This window comes from Kluyvera sp. STS39-E, from assembly GCF_040932435.1.
GTDB lineage: Bacteria > Pseudomonadota > Gammaproteobacteria > Enterobacterales > Enterobacteriaceae > Kluyvera.
Genome location: NZ_JBFQGA010000011.1, coordinates 122,362 through 142,182 on the forward strand (window position 1 = coordinate 122,362; position 19,821 = coordinate 142,182).

General features: G+C 55.5%; 15 protein-coding genes. 9 read left to right on the top strand and 6 right to left on the bottom strand.

Annotated elements, in window-relative coordinates; translation table 11 throughout:
• The first annotated feature begins 347 nt into the window (after positions 1 to 347).
• The 3 genes from metF (at position 348) to katG (ending at position 4,697) form a co-directional block, all read left to right on the top strand.
• A complete protein-coding gene (metF, locus tag AB4K05_RS21675; RefSeq protein WP_368481880.1) occupies positions 348 to 1,232 on the top strand; it encodes a methylenetetrahydrofolate reductase in 885 nt (294 codons plus the stop codon).
• 158 nt (positions 1,233 to 1,390) lie between these two features.
• Positions 1,391 to 2,299 carry a DMT family transporter gene (locus AB4K05_RS21680; protein WP_368481881.1) on the top strand — a complete coding sequence of 303 codons (909 nt, stop codon included), beginning with the start codon at positions 1,391 to 1,393 and terminating at the stop codon, positions 2,297 to 2,299.
• 223 nt (positions 2,300 to 2,522) lie between these two features.
• The gene (gene katG / locus AB4K05_RS21685; protein WP_368481882.1) at positions 2,523 to 4,697 is read left to right on the top strand and encodes a catalase/peroxidase HPI; all 2,175 of its coding nucleotides are present in this window, start codon (positions 2,523 to 2,525) and stop codon (positions 4,695 to 4,697) included.
• 67 nt (positions 4,698 to 4,764) lie between these two features.
• On the opposite strand, the gene AB4K05_RS21690 is transcribed toward katG, so the two are convergent.
• From AB4K05_RS21690 to ptsP, 3 genes are read right to left on the bottom strand one after another with little or no spacing between them, the layout of a single operon-like run.
• Positions 4,765 to 5,868 carry a glycerol dehydrogenase gene (locus AB4K05_RS21690; protein WP_368481883.1) on the bottom strand — a complete coding sequence of 368 codons (1,104 nt, stop codon included), beginning with the start codon at positions 5,866 to 5,868 and terminating at the stop codon, positions 4,765 to 4,767.
• An 11-nt stretch (positions 5,869 to 5,879) separates the two neighbouring features.
• Complete coding sequence (fsa, locus tag AB4K05_RS21695) at positions 5,880 to 6,542, bottom strand: fructose-6-phosphate aldolase (protein ID WP_368481884.1); 663 nt, start codon at positions 6,540 to 6,542, stop codon at positions 5,880 to 5,882.
• A 12-nt stretch (positions 6,543 to 6,554) separates the two neighbouring features.
• A complete protein-coding gene (gene ptsP / locus AB4K05_RS21700) occupies positions 6,555 to 9,056 on the bottom strand; it encodes a phosphoenolpyruvate--protein phosphotransferase (protein WP_368481885.1) in 2,502 nt (833 codons plus the stop codon).
• A 312-nt stretch (positions 9,057 to 9,368) separates the two neighbouring features.
• Between ptsP and AB4K05_RS21705 the strand changes: the two genes are divergently transcribed.
• From AB4K05_RS21705 to AB4K05_RS21715, 3 genes are all read left to right on the top strand, one after another.
• The gene (locus AB4K05_RS21705) at positions 9,369 to 10,448 is read left to right on the top strand and encodes a PTS fructose transporter subunit EIIC (RefSeq protein ID WP_368481886.1); all 1,080 of its coding nucleotides are present in this window, start codon (positions 9,369 to 9,371) and stop codon (positions 10,446 to 10,448) included.
• Between the two features lie 17 nt (positions 10,449 to 10,465).
• Entirely contained in the window at positions 10,466 to 10,786 is a 321-nt protein-coding gene (locus AB4K05_RS21710) for a PTS fructose-like transporter subunit IIB (protein ID WP_368481887.1), read from the top strand.
• 88 nt (positions 10,787 to 10,874) lie between these two features.
• A complete protein-coding gene (locus AB4K05_RS21715) occupies positions 10,875 to 11,231 on the top strand; it encodes a PTS fructose-like transporter subunit IIB (protein ID WP_368481888.1) in 357 nt (118 codons plus the stop codon).
• On the opposite strand, the gene AB4K05_RS21720 is transcribed toward AB4K05_RS21715, so the two are convergent.
• From AB4K05_RS21720 to argE, 3 genes are all read right to left on the bottom strand, one after another.
• The gene (locus AB4K05_RS21720) at positions 11,218 to 12,066 is read right to left on the bottom strand and encodes a helix-turn-helix transcriptional regulator (RefSeq protein WP_368481889.1); all 849 of its coding nucleotides are present in this window, start codon (positions 12,064 to 12,066) and stop codon (positions 11,218 to 11,220) included. The genes AB4K05_RS21715 and AB4K05_RS21720 overlap by 14 nt on opposite strands.
• 182 nt (positions 12,067 to 12,248) lie before the next feature.
• Complete coding sequence (ppc, locus tag AB4K05_RS21725) at positions 12,249 to 14,900, bottom strand: phosphoenolpyruvate carboxylase (protein WP_368481890.1); 2,652 nt, start codon at positions 14,898 to 14,900, stop codon at positions 12,249 to 12,251.
• Positions 14,901 to 15,208: 308 nt separating this feature from the next.
• Entirely contained in the window at positions 15,209 to 16,360 is a 1,152-nt protein-coding gene (gene argE, locus AB4K05_RS21730) for an acetylornithine deacetylase (RefSeq protein WP_368481891.1), read from the bottom strand.
• 153 nt (positions 16,361 to 16,513) lie between these two features.
• Between argE and argC the strand changes: the two genes are divergently transcribed.
• The 3 genes from argC (at position 16,514) to argH (ending at position 19,797) form a co-directional block, all read left to right on the top strand.
• Positions 16,514 to 17,518 carry an N-acetyl-gamma-glutamyl-phosphate reductase gene (gene argC, locus AB4K05_RS21735; protein ID WP_368481892.1) on the top strand — a complete coding sequence of 335 codons (1,005 nt, stop codon included), beginning with the start codon at positions 16,514 to 16,516 and terminating at the stop codon, positions 17,516 to 17,518.
• A gap of 12 nt (positions 17,519 to 17,530) precedes the next feature.
• Complete coding sequence (gene argB / locus AB4K05_RS21740) at positions 17,531 to 18,304, top strand: acetylglutamate kinase (RefSeq protein WP_368481893.1); 774 nt, start codon at positions 17,531 to 17,533, stop codon at positions 18,302 to 18,304.
• A gap of 119 nt (positions 18,305 to 18,423) precedes the next feature.
• Entirely contained in the window at positions 18,424 to 19,797 is a 1,374-nt protein-coding gene (gene argH / locus AB4K05_RS21745; protein ID WP_368481894.1) for an argininosuccinate lyase, read from the top strand.
• Positions 19,798 to 19,821: the final 24 nt, after the last annotated feature.

Genomic DNA, 19,821 nt, shown 5'->3' on the forward strand with positions numbered 1-19,821 from the left:
TATAACGTTTTAGTAGAACGTTCTACTTATCGTGAAACAACCCATTAACGTCTGCAATAGAATTTTGGTTTAGACTTACGATGTTTAAGAAATATGCGATATACATCGCAAATTTAATTGCGTATAAAAAGTGAGGACATTGTTGTTAATAGCGGCGAGCTATAAGTTGTGAGGTGGTTATAACGTATACAGATGAGGGTTTTTCATCTGCGCTGAATATTACTCTCCTTCTGTGCCGATCTTTCTATTGACGCCCGTCGGCTTTTGCGGCATTTTTACATCCAGACGTCTAAACGGATAGATGTTTACAACACAACAATAATGACACGCGATTGATGAGGTAAGGTATGAGCTTTTTTCACGCCAACCAGCGGGAAGCGCTGAACCAGAGTCTGGCCGAAGTCGGGCAGATTAACGTTTCTTTTGAGTTTTTCCCGCCGCGCACCAGTGAAATGGAACAAACCCTGTGGAACTCTATCGATCGCCTAAGCAGCCTGAAGCCTAAATTTGTCTCGGTGACCTACGGCGCGAACTCCGGTGAACGCGACCGTACGCACAGCATCATTAAAGGCATTAAAGACCGTACCGGTCTCGAAGCGGTGCCGCACCTAACCTGCATTGATGCCAGCCGGGATGAGCTGCGCGCCATCGCCCAGGATTACTGGAACAACGGTATTCGCCATATAGTGGCCCTGCGCGGCGACCTGCCGCCGGGCAGCGGTAAGCCGGATATGTATGCCGCCGACTTGGTGACGCTGTTAAAGGACGTTGCGGATTTTGATATCTCCGTCGCCGCCTATCCAGAGGTTCACCCGGAAGCGAAGAGCGCCCAGGCCGATCTGCTCAACTTGAAGCGTAAAGTGGATGCGGGCGCGAACCGCGCAATTACCCAGTTCTTCTTCGACGTGGAAAGCTACCTGCGTTTTCGCGACCGCTGTGTCACCGCGGGTATTGATGTGGAAATCATCCCCGGTATTCTGCCGGTCTCAAACTTCAAGCAGGCGAAGAAGTTTGCCGACATGACCAACGTGCGTATTCCTGCGTGGATGTCGCAGATGTTCAATGGCCTTGATGATGATGCCGAAACCCGCAAGCTGGTGGGGGCGAACATAGCGATGGACATGGTGAAAATTCTCAGCCGTGAAGGAGTGAAGGATTTCCACTTCTACACGCTGAATCGCGCGGAAATGAGCTACGCCATCTGCCATACCCTGGGCGTGCGTCCGGCGTAATATTTTGCCGGGTGGCGGCTTTGCCTTACCCGGCCTACGGCGTCAAACAATCGCCCTGATAGTCACAACTACCGGGTAAATCCCCAACAAAAGCCCTGTTTATGCGGGGCTTTTGCGCAGTATAGTAGCGGCCATCACATCACCGTTACGGACTTACCATGACCACTGAAGGGAAAAGCAATCCGCTGGCGCTTGTTGGCCTGCTGGTGCTGACGCTCATCTGGAGCTATAGCTGGATTGCAATGAAACAGGTGACGCTATATATCGGCGCCTTCGACTTCACCGCGCTACGCTGCATCTTCGGCGCACTGCTCCTGTTTATCGTTTTACGCCTGCGCGGTCGCGGCATGCGGCCCACACCCTTTATCCCGACGTTGGCGATTGCGCTGCTGCAAAGCTGCGGCATGATAGGACTCGCTCAATGGGCGCTGGTGAGTGGCGGGGCGGGGAAAGTCGCCATTCTCACTTACACGATGCCGTTTTGGGTGGTGATTCTGGCAGCGTTGTTTTTAGGTGAGCGAATGCGCCGGCTGCAATATGCCGCCATTGGCGTCGCGGCGGTGGGGCTGTGCCTAGTGATGCAGCCGTGGCAGCTCTCCCTCTCCTCGATGAAAAGCGCGCTGCTGGCAGTTCTCTCTGGCATTAGCTGGGGGGCGAGTGCGATTGTCGCCAAGCGACTGTATCAACGTCGTCCCGGCCTCGATTTACTGGCGCTCACCAGTTGGCAAATGCTATATGCCGCGATAGTGATGAGCGTTGTCGCGCTGCTGGTGCCGCAGCGTTCCGTTGACTGGCAACCCACTGTTTTCTGGGCACTGAGCTACAGCGCGGTTCTGGCGACGGCGCTAGCTTGGAGCCTGTGGCTGTACGTTCTACGCAATCTGCCCGCCAGCATTGCCAGTCTAAGCACCTTGGCGGTGCCGGTATTTGGTGTTCTGTTCTCTTGGTGGTTATTGGGCGAAAAGCCAGATGGCCTCGAAAGCCTCGGCATTGTGCTGATTGTTTTTGCGCTGGCGATAGTCAGCTTGAAAAAACGTGCGCCCCAGATCCATTCATCAGTTAAATAATCATAAATACCCTTATTTTTCTGTGGCTTTGTAATCGTTTCTCCTGATTGATCACAGTCGACCGACCTCTTTTTATGGCAGGATAAAGCTGGCCTACGTAGAAATTCCTCTTTGTGAAGGGAAAAATAAGAGGAATTAACTATCAAATCCGTGGGTCATTTCAGCTATAACTTATCAGCATGGGTGTATATCTTAATGATAAATACTGTAAGGGAGCATAGTGATGAGCACGCCAGACGATAACCAGAACGCAGGTAAATGTCCTTTCCACCAAGGTGGTGGGCACGATCAGAGCGCCGGTGCCGGCACCTCCACCAAAGACTGGTGGCCGAAGCAGCTTCGCGTCGATCTTCTTAATCAGCATTCCAATCGGTCCAACCCGCTAGGCGAGGATTTCGATTATCACAAAGAATTCAGCAAACTGGACTATTCCGCGTTAAAAGGCGATATCCGCGCGCTGTTAACTGAATCGCAATCTTGGTGGCCTGCCGACTGGGGCAGCTACGTTGGCCTGTTTATCCGCATGGCATGGCACGGCGCGGGGACCTACCGCTCCATGGACGGTCGTGGTGGCGCAGGGCGCGGTCAGCAACGTTTTGCTCCGCTGAACTCATGGCCGGACAACGTCAGCCTCGATAAAGCCCGTCGTCTGCTGTGGCCAATCAAGCAGAAATACGGTCAGAAAATTTCTTGGGCCGACCTGTATATCCTTGCGGGCAACGTGGCGCTGGAAAACTCCGGCTTCCGTACCTTTGGTTTCGGCGCTGGACGTGAAGACGTTTGGGAACCAGATCTGGACGTTAACTGGGGTGATGAAAAAGCCTGGTTGGCGCACCGTGACCCGGAAGAGCTGGCAAAACGTCCGCTGGCGGCAACCGAAATGGGCCTCATCTATGTAAACCCTGAAGGGCCAAATGCCAGCGGTGAACCGCTGTCTGCGGCATCGGCGATCCGCGCCACCTTCGGTAACATGGGTATGGACGACGAAGAGACCGTCGCGCTGATTGCCGGTGGCCACACGCTGGGTAAAACTCACGGTGCGGCAGAAGCCACGCACGTTGGTGCTGACCCGGAAGCTGCACCTATTGAAGCGCAGGGCTTAGGCTGGGCTAACAGCTTTGGCAGCGGCGCGGGCAAAGACGCCATTACTTCCGGCCTGGAAGTTGTCTGGACACAGACGCCAACGCAGTGGAGCAACTATTTCTTCGAGAACCTGTTCAAATATGAATGGGTACAGACCCGCAGCCCGGCGGGCGCAATTCAGTTTGAGGCGGTTGATGCGCCTGACCTGATCCCCGATCCGTTCGACCCGTCTAAAAAACGCAAACCAACTATGTTGGTTACCGACCTGACGCTGCGTATGGACCCGGACTTTGAGAAAATTTCCCGTCGTTTCCTGAACGATCCGCAGGCTTTTAATGAAGCCTTCGCTCGCGCATGGTTCAAACTGACCCACCGTGATATGGGGCCAAAAGCACGTTACATTGGCCCGGAAGTGCCGAAAGAAGATCTGATTTGGCAGGATCCGCTGCCACATGCGTTCTTCAACCCGACCGCTGAAGATATCGAAAGCCTGAAAGCGGAAATTGCTGCATCGGGCCTGTCCGTCAGCGAGTTGGTCTCCGTGGCTTGGGCTTCTGCATCCACTTTCCGTGGCGGCGACAAGCGTGGCGGCGCGAACGGCGCACGTCTGGCACTGGCTCCGCAGCGTGACTGGGAAGTGAACGCCGCAGCCGCGCGCGTTCTGCCGGTGCTTGAGGGCATCTATAAGTCTGCGCACAAAGCGTCGCTGGCCGATATCATCGTGCTGGCAGGCGTTGTGGGTGTAGAGCAGGCGGCAAAAGCCGCTGGCGTTAACATCAAGGTTCCGTTCTCTCCAGGCCGCGTTGATGCGCGTCAGGATCAGACGGATATCGAGATGTTTGAGCTGCTCAAGCCGGTAGCCGATGGTTTCCGTAACTATCGTGCTGCACCGGGCGAAGCGACCACTGAGTCACTGCTGATTGATAAAGCACAGCTGCTGACGCTGACCGCTCCAGAAATGACGGTGTTGGTCGGTGGCCTGCGTGTGCTGGGCGCGAACTTCGACGAAAGCCAGCATGGCGTCTTTACCGACAACGTGGGCGTACTCAGCACTGATTTCTTCGCCAATCTGCTGGATATGCGCACCGAGTGGAAAGCAACCGATGCGTCTTCTGAACTGTTCGAAGGCCGTGACCGCGCGAGCGGTGAAGTGAAATACACCGCGACCCGTGCGGACTTGGTATTTGGCTCCAACGCCGTACTGCGCGCACTGGCTGAGGTTTATGCTTCCAACGATGCGAAAGAGAAGTTTGTTAAGGACTTCGTGGCCGCATGGGTGAAAGTGATGAACCTAGACCGTTTCGACCTGCTGTAAGGGTTGTTGATACAAAAAAATCCCCGCGAAAGCGGGGATTTTTGTTTGTGGGGTTAGGGTGAGGGGATTACTCCCACTCGTGCAGGAAACGCTGCCCGTATTGGTCAGTAACCAGCAGTGCCGCATACACACGGTCAGGGTCCGCGCCGCCTGGCATATTATGGATGGTTTCCCCTTCTGCACAGGCAGCCTGAGCTACCAGACGCATTTTCGCAGGGATATCGTCTTTAATATCCAGCTGTGCCAAGGTGATTGGCAGACCGACGCTGTGGCACAAGGCGGCCACGGTTTCAATTTCGTCTACTGGGGCGTTTTCCAGCACCAACTGGGTGAGCGTGCCGAATGCTACTTTTTCTCCGTGATAGAAATGGTGTGCGTCAGGGATCGCCGTCATGCCGTTATGAATGGCGTGCGCCGCTGCGAGACCACCGCTTTCAAAACCGACGCCGCTGAGGTAGGTATTGGCCTCAATGACACGTTCCAGTGCAGGCGTCACTACGTGCTGTTCGGCGGCCAGCATCGCTTTTTCGCCTTCTTCAATCAGCGTGTTGTAGCACAGTTCAGCCAGCGCCAGCGCGGCCTGAGTGCATTGACCACCGGCCATTGTTTTTGCCCCGCTGCGCGAACAGGCGCGGGCTTCAAACCAAGTTGCCAGCGCATCGCCAATGCCGGCAGCCAGCAAACGTGCCGGGGCACCGGCAACAATTTTGGTGTCGACGATAACCATGTTCGGGTTATGCGGCAGCATCAGGTAGCGGTCAAACTCGCCGTCATCGGTGTAGAGAACTGACAGCGCGCTGCACGGCGCATCGGTGGAAGCGATGGTCGGCACAATGGCGACCGGCAGATTCATAAAGTGGGCCAGCGCTTTCGCCGTATCCAATGTTTTCCCGCCGCCGATGCCTAAAATAGCGCTGCATTTGGCGCTGTTCGCCACATCTTGCAGACGGTTAATTTCGTTTTGCGAGCACTCGCCGCCAAACGGGGCGATTTCTACCGCCAGGCCCGCGCGGGTTAGGCTCGTGCGCAGCGTCTCTTCAGCAAAGCCCAGCACAAATTTATCGCCCACGACCAGCCAGCTGTTAGCCATTGGCGTTAGGTAATCACCAAGACGAGTGATGACGTCAGCACCTTGAATATACTTACCTGGTGATTGAATTATGTGATCCATACATTTCTCCGTTACAGGTTCAGATGACCAAATGCGTTTTTCCAGTCTTGCTCGAACTTCTCTATAGCTGACTCTACCGCGGGCGTGCCGAGCATTTGTTGCGCTACATCTAAAGGAAGGGTGATGGCTTCACATCCCGCCAGTAAACAGTCCAGTGCTTGGCGCGGGGTTTTAAAGCTGGCGGCGAGCACTTTGCTTTCCGGCGCGTGAAGCTCCAATAGGGATTGCAACTCTTGCACCATACGGATGCCGTCGCCGCCCTGGGCGTCAACGCGGTTGACGTATGGGGCGACGTATTTCGCCCCGGCGAGGGCCGCCAGCAGCCCCTGCGAGGCGCTATAGACGGCGGTGCCAAGTGTTGGGATGCCTTCTTTTTTCAGCAATTTGATCGCGGCTAGCCCTTCGGCGGTGACCGGGACTTTGACCACAATGCCCGGCACCGCAGCGTTGAGTTTACGCGCGTCGTCGACCATACCGTCGGCGGTGCGGCTCATGGTTTGGGCGAACAGTGTGCCGTTTTCGCCAATCGCTTTTTTCAGGCGTGGCAGCACGTCCCAGATGGACTCGCGGCTGGCGGCGACGATGCTCGGATTGGTCGTGACGCCGACTATCGGGAAAATTCGGGCCAGACGTTCAACTTCCTGCACGTTGGCGGTGTCCAGATACAGTTCCATGTTATTTCCTCTTTAAAGTTCCAGTTCGTGTTGCAGCAGGCTGGCAATGGCGTCGGCAGAGGCGGCGTTAACCAGAGAGTTGCGGAATTCGGCGTGCATAATTCGGCGAGCCAGGCGTGAGAAGATGCGCATATGCTGGTCACCCGCGGCATGTTTGTTGAGCGTCAGCATAATGATGAACTGCGCCTCTTCATCGCCCCAGGCAATGGGGGCCGGCAGTCGGGCGACGCTTATCGTCGACTGTTCGATATGTTCGGACTTGCTGTGCGGAATGGCAAAGCTGAAGCCCAGCCCGGTGGAGAAGACCGCTTCTCGTGCCCACAGGTCCGCTTCTAATTTACGCGGATAGCGGCAACGCCCGGCCAGCAGCAGGTTATCGGTCATGCCCTTCAACACTTCTTCTTTGCTGCGCCAGTCGTTATCTAGCGAGATACAGCGTGGCGTGATCAGCGGCGCATCCTGTTGGCTCATGCGGAACTGCGCCAGCAGGTGTTCGACTTCAAGCGACGTGCGGCAGGCCATGGCCTGATTTAGCAACTGGCGGCAGGCGCGGCTGTCTAGCTGCGCCAGACGGGCTTTGGTCGCCGGAATGGATGGCGCGCTCATGCTGATTTCATCCATGCCTAGGCCAACCAGCAGCGGCAAGACAGAGCCTTTCGCCCCCAGTTCACCGCACAGACCAATCCATTTGCCCTGGCGATGCACTGCCTGAACGGCGAAGTCGAGGGCGCGCAGGAAGGCCGGATTCAGGCTGTTATAGTGGCGTGTCACCTTGGCGTTATCGCGGTCAACCGCTAGCAAATATTGCGTCAGGTCGTTACTGCCGATGCTGAAGAAATCAATCTCTTCACAGCACTGGTCGATGATGAACATCACCGACGGCACTTCCAGCATGATGCCCAGCGGAATGCGCTCATCAAATGGTACGTGTTCGCTGCGTAGCTGCTGTTTGGCTTCGGCGACTTTTTCTTTGACCCACAGGATCTCTTCCATTGAAGAGATCATCGGAATCATGATTTTCAGGCTGCCGTGTGCAGAGGCGCGCAAAATGGCCCGCAGCTGCGTGGTAAACAGCGTGGCGTATTCTTCATAAATACGCACCGCGCGGTAGCCGAGGAACGGGTTGTTCTCCGCTGGAATATTGAGGTAGTCCACCGGCTTATCGCCGCCGATATCCATGGTGCGGATAATAATGCTGCGCCCATCGGCGGACTCCAGCGCCTGGCAGAAAATGTTGTATAGCTCGCTTTCACTCGGCTCGCTGGCGCGGTCCATATACAGCATTTCGGTGCGGAACAGACCAACCGCTTCTGCGCCATTGCCAAACGCTGCTTGCGCTTCGACCGAGTGGGCAATGTTGGCGGCCACTTCCAGACGAATGCCATCAGCAGTGCGTGCCTCTTTGTTCAACCACACGCTTTGTTGCTCGCGAATCGCAGCCTGTACCCGCGCTTCCTGTTGGTAGTAGCGGGAGATGGCGTTGGTTGGCGCAACAATGACCGCGCCCGCATTGCCATCAAGATAGACTGCCTGATTATGCCAGGCCGCGAGGGCATCGATATCGACGCCGACAAGCGTCGGGATGTTAAACGAGCGCGCCAGGATCACCGTATGCGAGGTTGTCCCGCCGCTTTGCAGCAGCAGGCCTTTCAGCAGCGTTTTGTCCAGCTCAAGGAACTGGCTTGGCGTTAATTCTTCTGCGATACAGATGGCCGATTGAGTCAGTTGCCCCGGTGCAGGGAAACGTTGTTCGCCATAAATGTGCTGTAAAAGCTGGAAGCCAACATCGCGCATATCCAGCGCACGTTCCTGCAGATAGCTGCTGCTGGAGCGGGCGAATTCGGCGCAGAAATGCTGGGTGCTTTCGATGATGGCGTCGGCACAGCTCAAACCGCTGTTCACGCCTGCCAGCAAGTGCTGGCGTAGCGAGGTGTCGGTGGCGAGCGAACGGTGAGCTTCGAGAATCGCGCTGGCGGTGCTGTCGTTATCCAGCAGGCGCAGCTCCAACGTTCTGACCAGCATGGTCAGGCCGTGATCCAGTGCCGATTGTTCCTGCTCGCGACCTTTCGCCGCAGGCAGTTCACCGAGATTATTGAGATCCAGTGCGGCAAGGCGGGTGAGCACACCGCCAGCGCTTCCGCTGCATACCGGCAGAGCGCGGAAAAACGTGGGGTTTAGGCGGGTTAATGATTCCGGTAAAGCTTCTTGTTCGACGCTGACCGCCTGCGCCAGCGGTGCATCACACAGCGGAAATTCTTCTTTCAGCCACTGAGCCAGGCGTTGATGGGCGGCCTGTTGATCGGCGCCGTTTATCAGTAACTGGCAGCTATCGCCCGCCAGCGTATCGGTGCCGATAATCGCTAGCGCGCTTTTGGCGTTGCCTTTACGGTCCGTGCGCAGGTTATGCCATTCAATATCGCAGCTAAATGTGTTGCACAGCGTCTCGACATGGCTGGCAGGACGGGCGTGTACGCCATTCGGTAATTCGCAGACAAATTCAACAACCAACGTCATAACGCTATCTCCCAAATCATTCGATATGGGTAACAGAATAGGGGCCTTGTCATTGGCTCGGCTATCTGACATTTATGTCAAAAACTGGACAAATGTATTACCTGCTGGAAAATGCGAGCCACCTCACAGGTTGCCTTCCCGGCGTATAAATGCAGCGCAAATGCTAACTTTTGAGGTGGCTCGCATTTTTCTTCTAGCATTACAAAAATCCAGTAAATGCACTTTTTATCCACTGTCTGTCCCGCCGCCAATTGCCTATTGTTTGCCTCAACACCTTAATGGACATGGGCAACATAAGCTCGGGAGCGACTGATGAAAGAATTGGTGCAAATACTCAAAAATACCCGTCAGCACTTGATGACGGGCGTGTCGCATATGATCCCGTTTGTCGTGGCGGGCGGGATCTTGTTGGCAGTTTCCGTCATGTTGTACGGCAAAGGCGCCGTGCCGGATGTCGCCACCGATCCTAACCTGAAAAAACTGTTTGATATCGGCGTGGCGGGCCTCACGCTGATGGTACCGTTCCTCGCCGCTTACATCGGCTACTCCATCGCTGAGCGCTCCGCGCTGGCACCTTGTGCCATCGGCGCGTGGGTGGGCAACAGCTTCGGCGCCGGCTTTTTTGGCGCGTTGATTGCCGGGATTATCGGCGGCATCGTCGTGTACTACCTGAAGAAAATTCCTGTGCATAAGGTGCTGCGCTCGGTGATGCCTATTTTCGTCATCCCCATTATTGGCACGCTGATTACCGCAGGCATCATGATGTGGGGGCTGGGCGAGCCAGTCGGCATGCTGACCAACAGTCTTACTCACTGGCTGCAAGGGATGCAGGCCGGCAGCATCGTCGTACTAGCGGTGATTATGGGTCTGATGCTGGCGTTCGATATGGGCGGCCCGGTGAACAAAGTGGCTTATGCCTTCATGCTGATCTGCGTTTCTCAGGGCGTCTACACCGTGGTCGCTATCGCCGCCGTCGGTATCTGCGTACCGCCGCTTGGGCTGGGTCTGGCGACGCTGATTAACCGCAAAAACTTTAACAATGAAGAACGTGAAGCCGGGAAAGCGGCCTTGGTGATGGGCTGTGTTGGCGTTACCGAAGGGGCGATTCCATTCGCCGCCGCCGATCCGCTGCGCGTTATTCCGTCCATCATGTTGGGCTCCGTATGCGGCACCGTCACCGCAGCGCTGATGGGGGCGCAGTGCTACGCCGGATGGGGCGGGCTGATTGTTCTGCCGGTGGTGGAAGGAAAGCTGGGCTATTTGCTGGCGATTGTTGTCGGCGCGGTGGTCACGGCGGTTAGCGTCAACATCTTGAAGAGTCTGGCGCGTAAGAATCAAAAAGCGGTCGTCGGAAAAGAAGATGATCTGGATTTAGATTTCGAAGTTAACTAAGTGAGAAGGTGAAGAAGATGACCAATATTATTGCGGTAACGGCCTGTCCTTCCGGCGTAGCACATACCTATATGGCAGCGGAAGCGCTGGAAAGTGCAGCGAAATCTAAGGGCTGGAATGTGAAGGTGGAAACACAGGGCTCAATTGGTCAGGAAAATGAACTGACGGCGAACGACGTGGCGGCGGCTGATATGGTGATTCTGACGAAGGATATCGGCATTAAATTTGAAGAGCGCTTTGCGGGAAAAACCATCGTGCGGGTCAATATTAGCGATGCGGTTAAACGTGCCGACGCTATTATGAATAAAATCGAGGCCCACTTAGCGCAAAGCGCATAGGGGATTTTCCGATACCATAAGCAATGACCGACTGGCGGGCGCAAAATTTTTGTGTCCGCCAGCGACTATTTTCTGCAAGGAGAGGACGATGACGGCAACGAGCGGACGAATGTTAGTGGCGGTAACCGCCTGCGTAAGCGGCGTGGCCCATACCTATATGGCAGCCGAACGGCTGGAAAAACTCTGCCAGCAGGAAAAGTGGAACATCAAGATTGAAACGCAAGGGGCGCTGGGCATTGAGAATGCGCTAAGCGAAGAGGATATCCGCCGGGCGGACGCGGTGCTGTTGATTACCGATATTGAGCTTAATGGCGCGGACCGATTCACTCAAAGTCGTTACGTGCAGTCCGGAATTAGCGCTTTTTTGCGCGAGCCGCAGAAAGTCATGAGCGCGGTGCGCAAGCTGCTGTCTGCGCCACAGCATACGCATATTACTCTACCGTAGTGAGCTGGCTGTGGTATTGGCGGCGATACTCGGACGGTGAGCGGTCGGTATTTTTACGAAACAGTCGACAGAAGTAATTGCTGTCAACAAAACCACAGGCATGCGCAATCTCTTTCACCTTCATGTCATACCCTTTCAACAGCCGTCTGGCATGCTCTAGACGGGTATGGTTGAGGTACTCGTTAAAGCCCATAATCCCGCTTTTCTGGAACAAATGTGACAGGTAGTTGGGTGAAATATAGAACGCTTGGGCGACCGATTCTCGGGTCATCGGTTCGGCAAAGTGGGTATCGATGTATTCGCGAATGGCATCAAACAGGGCCTGACTACGTGAGGCGGTTTGGATTTGGCTGCCGAGCAGGTCGGCGCAATGGCTAATCAGGCTGGTGGTGATAAGCCGGGCTGTTTGCTGATCCTGTTGTTGCATTTGGATCTCGCCCATAGTTTGCAGCAGAAATGAGCCCACCCGCGGCCCACGACGGGCAACGTGTTGTTTAGACACGTTTCTTAACTGACACCCATCCCACTGTTGGACGCTAAAGCCCAATTGTTGCTTGCCAAACAGCACGCTCAGGGTCGTCGCGGGTTGGTCCCACAGCGGATAGTTCCAGCCACTAGCCGGGATATACAACGCATCCAGCCCGTTCATATGCACGTTGTCGCCATGCAGTCCGGCGTCTGCCAACTGCCCTGAAAGCACAATCTCTAGGCGTGGGAAATCGACCTGAAATGCCATCTCTGGCGCAGGCGCATGGTTTGCGGGAAACCAGATTTTTTGCAACGGCGTGGTACCTGAAGCAATGTGGGAAAGCAGTGGGTTGATGTCGAAAAACATAAGGCTCCCTGTCGTAAAGTACAACGTAGAAACCTTAACTGAGGGCATAAAAAAAGGCCACAAAGAATGTGGCCTTTTGCGGGGTTAGTTCCCGTCTGTAGGCCTGATAAGCACAGCGCCATCAGGCGGTCTATGGCACATTGCCGGATGGCGGCGTTGCCTTATCCGGCCTACTTAAGGAGTTAGCCGGTGTTACGCATACCTGCTGCAACGCCCGCGATAGTCACCATCAGCGCTTGCTCGACGTTTGGATCCGGCTCTAAGCCTTCCTCTTCTGCTTTACGTGAACGATGCAGCAGTTCAGCCTGCAGTACGTTCAGCGGGTCGGTGTAGATGTTACGCAACTGGATAGATTCGGCGATCCATGGCAGGTCAGCCATCAGGTGCGCGTCGTTGGCAATATCGAGCACCACTTTGATGTCGGCTTCCAGCAGGTCGCGCAGTTCGGTACCCAGTGCCCACAGCTCAGGTTTCACCAGACGCTGATCATAGTATTCCGCCAGCCACAGGTCGGCTTTCGAGTAAACCATTTCCAACATGCCCAGACGGGTGGAGAAGAATGGCCAGTCGCGGCACATGCTTTCCAGTTTGCTCTGTTTGCCATCTTCCACCACTTTTTGCAGCGCTGCACCGGCACCCAGCCAGGCTGGCAGCATCAGGCGGTTTTGGGTCCACGCGAAGATCCATGGAATGGCGCGCAGGGACTCAACGCCACCGGTAGGACGACGTTTGGCCGGACGCGAACCCAGCGGCAGTTTGCCCAGTTCCTGCTCCGGTGTGGCGGAACGGAAGTAAGGTACAAAATCTTTGTTTTCACGCACGTAGCCGCGATACATCTCGCAGGAGATATCCGACAGCTCGTCCATGACGCGGCGCCATTCTTCTTTTGGCTCCGGTGGTGGCAGCAGGTTAGCTTCCAAAATAGCGCTGGTGTACAGCGACAGGCTGCTAACGGTAATTTCCGGCAGACCGTATTTGAAGCGGATCATCTCGCCCTGTTCGGTGACGCGCAGGCCGCCTTTCAGGCTTCCCGGAGGCTGTGACAGCAGCGCAGCGTGGGCCGGTGCGCCGCCGCGACCGATAGAACCGCCGCGACCGTGGAACAGCGTCAGTTCGATGCCAGATTTCTCACAGGTTTTGATCAGCGCATCCTGTGCTTGGTACTGCGCCCAGGATGCGGCCATGACGCCCGCATCTTTTGCGGAGTCAGAGTAGCCAATCATGACCATTTGTTTGCCCTGAATAAAGCCGCGATACCAGTCGATACTCAGTAATTGGGTCATCACGTCGTCGGCGTTGTTCAGGTCGTCCAGCGTTTCGAACAGCGGAGCGACCGGTAGCGCAAACGGAATACCTGCTTCTTTGAGCAGCAGGTGAACGGCCAGCACGTCGGATGGGGTTTTGGCCATTGAGATAACATAGGCGGCAACGGAGCCCTGTGGCGCATCAACAATCGCTTTGCAGGTGTTGAGCACTTCGCGGGTGTCGTTGCTCGGTTCCCAACTGCGTGGCAGCAGCGGGCGTTTGGAATTGAGCTCGCGAATGAGGAAGGCTTGTTTGTCGGCTTCAGACCAGCTTTCATAGTCGCCAATGCCGAGGTAACGCGTCAGTTCGCCCAGCGCTTCGGTATGGCGGGTACTTTCCTGACGCACGTCAATGCGCACCAGCGGTACGCCGAAACATTTCACGCGACGCAGGGTGTCGAGCAGTTCGCCGTTGGCGATGATGCTCATGCCGCAGGCCTGCAGGGATTTATAGCAGGCGTACAGCGGTTCCCACAGCTGCTCATTCTGGCTAATCAGACCTGCCGGTTTCGGCAGACGCTGACCTTTCAGACGGGCTTCCAGCCAGGCCTGAGTTGCCATCAGCTGGCTGCGCAGGGTTTTCATCAGGTAGCGGTAAGGCTCGGTGGCACCTTCTTCGCCAACCAACTCGCGCAGTTCGTCGGTACATTCGACCATCGACAGTTCAGAAATCAGGATCTGCACGTCTTTCAAGAACAGGTCGGTGGCTTTCCAGCGGCTCAGCAGCAGCACGTGGCGGGTGATTTCGGCGGTGACGTTCGGGTTGCCGTCACGGTCGCCGCCCATCCAAGAGGTGAAGCGCACCGGGACAAAGTCGACCGGTAGCTTGTAGCCGAGGTTCTCTTCGAGCTGTTCGTTCAGTTCGCGCAGATAGTTCGGCACGCCTTCCCACAGGCTGTTTTCTACCACCGCAAAGCCCCATTTTGCTTCATCAACCGGGCTTGGGCGGTGCTTACGAATTTCGTCGGTGTGCCAAGACTGAGCAATTAGCTGGCGCAGGCGGCGCATCACTTGGTTGCGTTCGTAGTCGGCAATATCGGTATTATCGAGCTGTTTCAGACAGTTGTTGATTTCACCCATCTTGTGGATAAGCGTACGACGCGTGATTTCGGTCGGGTGCGCGGTCAGCACCAGCTCCAGCGACAGGGATTCAACGGCCTGTTTAATGGTGGTTTCGTTGAGATTGGGTTGGTCTTTGAGTTTACGCAGGGTACGGGCAATCACTTCCGGGTTGCTCGCCGCTTCGCCTTTTGGCGAAATGCTGTGGTATTGCTCGGCGGTATTAGCCAGATTCAGGAACTGGCTGAACGCGCGGGCAACCGGCAACAATTCATCGTTGGACAGGTTCTGCAAGGTGGTCAGCAGCTCCTGGCGATTGGCTTCGTTGCCAGCACGTGATGATTTGGACAACTTACGGATTGTTTCTACACGGTCAAGAATGTTCTCACCAAGCGCATCCTTGATGGTATCGCCTAGCACTTTACCGAGCATACTGACATTACTACGCAACGCGGAATATTGTTCGTTCATTAACCCAGACACCCCATCTCATTTTATTTTGTTATATCCCGGCCTCGGAACGTAGGGGCGGGATAAAGACACCTCTTTTATAAAGCCACGTAAAAACCCTTACGTCAATTGCTGCGAAATCGCTTCAGCAAACGAATAAATCGCGACAATTTACGAAAGTTAATTCGCATCGTGCCAGATAAGAAATGCTTATGAAAATGTGAGGGCGATCGTGGGAAAGTGCGGCGTTGCGTTGCCGGATGGCGCTGCGCTTATCCGGCCTACCGATGAGGTAGGCCCAGTAAACGAAGCGCCACCGGGCAAAGGCGTTAATGCCAGCAGAAGTGATGCACGACTTGGCTAATTAAGTCTCGCGTCGGCTTAATAAAGCGTGTTTCCAGGTATTCATCTGGCTGGTGGGCCTGATTAATAGAGCCTGGGCCGAGCACGATAGTCGGACACAGGTTTTGAATAAACGGTGCTTCGGTGCAGTAGTTCACCACTTCGGTTTTGGTGCCGAGCAGGTTTTCCAGCACTTCAACCAATTGGTGATCCGGTGGGCATTCGTAGCCTGGAATCGGCGGATGCAGCTCGCTAATCGTCAGGCGACCGGGCCACTGCGCGCTTACCGGTTCAAGGGCTTCATCCAGCAGGCCGTTGAGATCGCCCAACGTCATGCCCGGCAGCGGGCGAATATCCATATGCAGTTCGCAGCAAGCACAGATGCGGTTGGAGGCGTCGCCGCCGTGGAGGCTGCCAAGGTTGAGCGTTGGATATGGCACGGTGAAGGCTTCATAGTGATAGCGCTCTTTCAGCGAGTCGCGTAGCTGCATCACGCGACCGATGGCATCGTGCATAATTTCAATGGCATTCACGCCACGCGCCGGATCGCTGGAGTGACCTGATTGGCCCAGCACGCGAATGGCGTTCGACATATGGCCTTTGTGCGCTCGCACCGGCTGCAACGAGGTGGGTTCACCGATGATGGCGCAATCTGGGCGCAGCGTGGTGGACTCGGCAAAGTAGCGCGCCCCGGCCATGCTGGTTTCTTCGTCAGCGGTCGCCAGAATGTAGAGCGGCTTTTTCAGCGTCTTCACATCCACATCACGCAGGGCGTCGAGAATAAACGCAAAGAAGCCTTTCATGTCGGCGGTGCCGAGCCCATAAAGCTTGTTTTCATGCTCGGTGAGGGTGAACGGATCGCGGGTCCAACGGCCGTCGTCGAATGGAACGGTATCGGTATGACCCGCAAGAAGCAGACCGCCTGCGCCGTGACCGGTGCTGGCGAGCAGGTTGAATTTATTGCGGGTTCCAGGGACCGGCTGAACCTCAACTTCAAAGCCTAAAGAGGCAAACCAATCAGCGAGCAGAGTGATTAAAGACGCATTGCTCTGATCGAGCGCTTCTTCGGTTGCGCTGATGGACGGGGTGGCGATCAACGCACGGTAAATCTCGATAAATGGGGGTAAATTGTTTTTCATTGTTGACACACCTCGGGTCGTGATAGTATCAATATTCATGCAGTATTTGTGAATAAAAATACATTATCATTAGGCGTAAGAAAACCCACCAACAGTAGGGTGAAGTGATTACGCTTAATCAGGCAAACAGACATAAGAAGGTGAACTGCACCGATGTTGAATACGCTGATTGTGGGCGCGAGCGGTTACGCTGGCGCAGAGCTTGTGACCTATGTAAATCGCCATCCTCATATGAACATAACCGCTTTGACGGTCTCAGCGCAAAGCAATGATGCAGGAAAGTTAATCTCCGATTTGCATCCACAGCTGAAAGGCATCGTTGACCTGCCGTTGCAGCCGATGTCCGATATCAGTGAATTCAGCGCGGGCGTTGATGTCGTGTTCCTCGCCACCGCTCATGAAGTCAGTCATGACCTCGCGCCGCAGTTTCTTGCGGCGGGCTGTGTGGTGTTCGACCTGTCCGGCGCGTTCCGTGTGAACGATGGCGCCTTCTATGAAAAATATTACGGTTTTACCCATCAGCATCCTGAGCTGCTGGCGCAAGCAGTATATGGCTTGGCCGAGTGGAGCGCGGATGCGCTGAAAGAAGCCAAACTGATTGCCGTACCGGGTTGCTACCCAACGGCGGCGCAGCTGTCACTTAAGCCGCTGATTGATGGCGGTCTGTTGGATCTCACTCAGTGGCCGGTTATTAATGCCACTTCCGGCGTGAGTGGTGCGGGGCGTAAAGCTGCTATCTCCAATAGCTTCTGCGAAGTGAGCCTGCAGCCGTACGGCGTGTTTACCCACCGCCATCAGCCGGAAATCGCCAGCCATCTTGGCGCGGAGGTGATTTTCACTCCGCATCTGGGCAACTTCCCGCGCGGTATTCTCGAAACTATCACCTGCCGTCTGAAGCCTGGCGTGACCCAGTCTCAGGTCGCAGATGCGCTGCAGCAGGCTTACGCGGATAAACCGATGGTTCGTTTATACGACAAAGGCGTGCCGGCGTTGAAAAACGTCGTGGGTCTGCCGTTCTGCGATATCGGTTTTGCCGTTCAGGGCGAGCACCTGATCGTGGTGGCAACCGAAGACAACCTATTGAAAGGCGCCGCCGCACAGGCCGTGCAGTGCGCCAATATCCGTTTCGGCTTCGCTGAGACGCAGTCTCTTATCTAAGGTGTGATGACGATGAATCCATTAATTATCAAACTGGGCGGCGTGTTACTGGATAGCGAAGAAGCGCTGGAGCGTCTGTTTACCGCGCTGGTTAACTATCGTGAATCACATCAGCGTCCGCTGGTGATTGTCCATGGCGGCGGCTGCGTGGTGGATGAGCTGATGAAGCAGCTCAATCTGCCGGTGAAAAAGAAAAACGGCCTGCGCGTCACACCGGCTGACCAGATTGACATCATCACCGGGGCGCTGGCGGGAACGGCGAACAAAACGCTGCTGGCGTGGGCGAAAAAACATGATATCGCGTCCGTGGGCCTGTTCCTCGGCGATGGCGACAGCGTGAAGGTGACCAAGCTTGATGAAGAGCTGGGCCACGTAGGGCAGGCGCAGCCGGGTTCGCCGAAGCTGATTAACCTGCTGCTGGAAGGTGGATTCCTGCCGGTGGTGAGTTCAATCGGCGTGACCGCTGAAGGGCAACTGATGAACGTCAACGCCGATCAGGCGGCTACCGCACTGGCGGCGACGCTGGGCGCAGACTTAATTCTGCTCTCCGACGTGAGCGGTATTCTGGACGGCAAAGGCCAGCGTATTGCCGAGATGACGGCGGCGAAGGCGGAACAGCTTATCGACCAAGGCATTATTACCGACGGCATGATCGTCAAAGTGAATGCGGCGCTTGATGCTGCGCGTACGCTGGGTCGCCCGGTGGATATCGCCTCTTGGCGTCACGCGGAACAACTCCCGGCGCTGTTTAACGGCACGCCGATCGGCACGCGTATTTTGGCTTAAGCATTTGTGTGCCGGATGGCGGTGTAAACGCTTTATTCGGCCTACGTGAACAGAACTTGTCGGCCGGATAAGCGCAGCGCCATCCGGCATTGAAATCGAAGAATTTAAGGAAGCATGTTATGGCACTTTGGGGCGGGCGTTTTACTCAGGCAGCGGATCAGCGGTTCAAACAGTTCAATGACTCTTTACGCTTTGATTATCGCCTAGCGGAGCAAGATATCATTGGCTCTGTCGCCTGGTCTAAGGCGCTGGTGACGGTTGGCGTGCTGACCGAGCAGGAACAGACTCAGTTGGAAGATGCGCTGGGCGTGCTGCTGGAAGAGGTTCGCGCAAACCCACAGCAGATCCTTGAAAGCGATGCTGAAGATATTCATAGCTGGGTTGAAGGCAAGCTTATCGACAAAGTCGGTCAACTGGGCAAAAAACTGCACACCGGGCGTAGCCGTAACGACCAAGTCGCTACCGACCTGAAACTGTGGTGTAAAGATACCGTCGCTGAACTGCTGGCGGCTAACCGTCAGCTGCAAAGCGCGTTGGTTGAGACCGCACAGGCGAACCAAGACGCCGTGATGCCGGGGTATACCCACCTGCAGCGTGCGCAGCCGGTGACTTTTGCTCACTGGTGTTTGGCCTACGTTGAGATGCTGGCGCGTGATGAAAGCCGTCTGCACGATACACTCAAACGTCTGGATGTTAGCCCGCTGGGCTGCGGTGCGCTGGCGGGTACCGCCTATGAGATTGACCGTGAACAACTGGCCGGCTGGCTGGGCTTCGCGTCCGCGACCCGTAACAGCCTTGATAGCGTGTCAGACCGCGACCACGTGCTGGAACTGCTTTCCAATGCCTCTATCGGGATGGTGCACCTGTCGCGCTTTGCTGAAGATTTAATCTTCTTTAATACCGGCGAAGCGGGCTTTGTGGAGCTTTCCGATCGCGTGACTTCCGGTTCTTCACTGATGCCGCAGAAGAAAAACCCGGATGCGCTGGAGCTTATCCGTGGTAAATGCGGCCGCGTGCAGGGCGCGCTAACCGGCATGATGATGACCCTGAAAGGCCTGCCGCTGGCTTACAACAAAGACATGCAGGAAGATAAAGAAGGGGTCTTTGACGCGCTCGATACTTGGATGGACTGTCTGCATATGGCCGTGCTGGTACTGGACGGGATTCAGGTGAAACGTCCACGTTGCCAGGAAGCGGCACAGCAGGGTTATGCTAACGCCACTGAGCTTGCGGATTATCTGGTTGCTAAAGGCGTACCGTTCCGTGAAGCGCACCATATTGTAGGTGAAGCGGTGGTTGAAGCCATTGCCCAAGGCAAGCCGCTGGAAGATCTGGCGTTGGCTGATTTGCAAAAATTCAGCGCGGTGATTGGCGACGACGTGTACCCGATTCTGTCTCTGCAATCTTGCCTTGATAAGCGTGCAGCCAAAGGCGGTGTATCGCCTCAGCAGGTGGCGCAGGCCATCAGCGACGCGAAGGCGCGCCTCGCATAACCGTTGTAGGCCTGATAAGCGTAG

Coding starts and splice junctions, on each gene's coding strand:
- metF (WP_368481880.1), top strand. CDS start 348: ATGAGCTTTTTTCACGCCAACCAGCGGGAAGCGCTGAACCAGAGTCTG.
- AB4K05_RS21680 (WP_368481881.1), top strand. CDS start 1,391: ATGACCACTGAAGGGAAAAGCAATCCGCTGGCGCTTGTTGGCCTGCTG.
- katG (WP_368481882.1), top strand. CDS start 2,523: ATGAGCACGCCAGACGATAACCAGAACGCAGGTAAATGTCCTTTCCAC.
- AB4K05_RS21690 (WP_368481883.1), bottom strand. CDS start 5,868: ATGGATCACATAATTCAATCACCAGGTAAGTATATTCAAGGTGCTGAC.
- fsa (WP_368481884.1), bottom strand. CDS start 6,542: ATGGAACTGTATCTGGACACCGCCAACGTGCAGGAAGTTGAACGTCTG.
- ptsP (WP_368481885.1), bottom strand. CDS start 9,056: ATGACGTTGGTTGTTGAATTTGTCTGCGAATTACCGAATGGCGTACAC.
- AB4K05_RS21705 (WP_368481886.1), top strand. CDS start 9,369: ATGAAAGAATTGGTGCAAATACTCAAAAATACCCGTCAGCACTTGATG.
- AB4K05_RS21710 (WP_368481887.1), top strand. CDS start 10,466: ATGACCAATATTATTGCGGTAACGGCCTGTCCTTCCGGCGTAGCACAT.
- AB4K05_RS21715 (WP_368481888.1), top strand. CDS start 10,875: ATGACGGCAACGAGCGGACGAATGTTAGTGGCGGTAACCGCCTGCGTA.
- AB4K05_RS21720 (WP_368481889.1), bottom strand. CDS start 12,066: ATGTTTTTCGACATCAACCCACTGCTTTCCCACATTGCTTCAGGTACC.
- ppc (WP_368481890.1), bottom strand. CDS start 14,900: ATGAACGAACAATATTCCGCGTTGCGTAGTAATGTCAGTATGCTCGGT.
- argE (WP_368481891.1), bottom strand. CDS start 16,360: ATGAAAAACAATTTACCCCCATTTATCGAGATTTACCGTGCGTTGATC.
- argC (WP_368481892.1), top strand. CDS start 16,514: ATGTTGAATACGCTGATTGTGGGCGCGAGCGGTTACGCTGGCGCAGAG.
- argB (WP_368481893.1), top strand. CDS start 17,531: ATGAATCCATTAATTATCAAACTGGGCGGCGTGTTACTGGATAGCGAA.
- argH (WP_368481894.1), top strand. CDS start 18,424: ATGGCACTTTGGGGCGGGCGTTTTACTCAGGCAGCGGATCAGCGGTTC.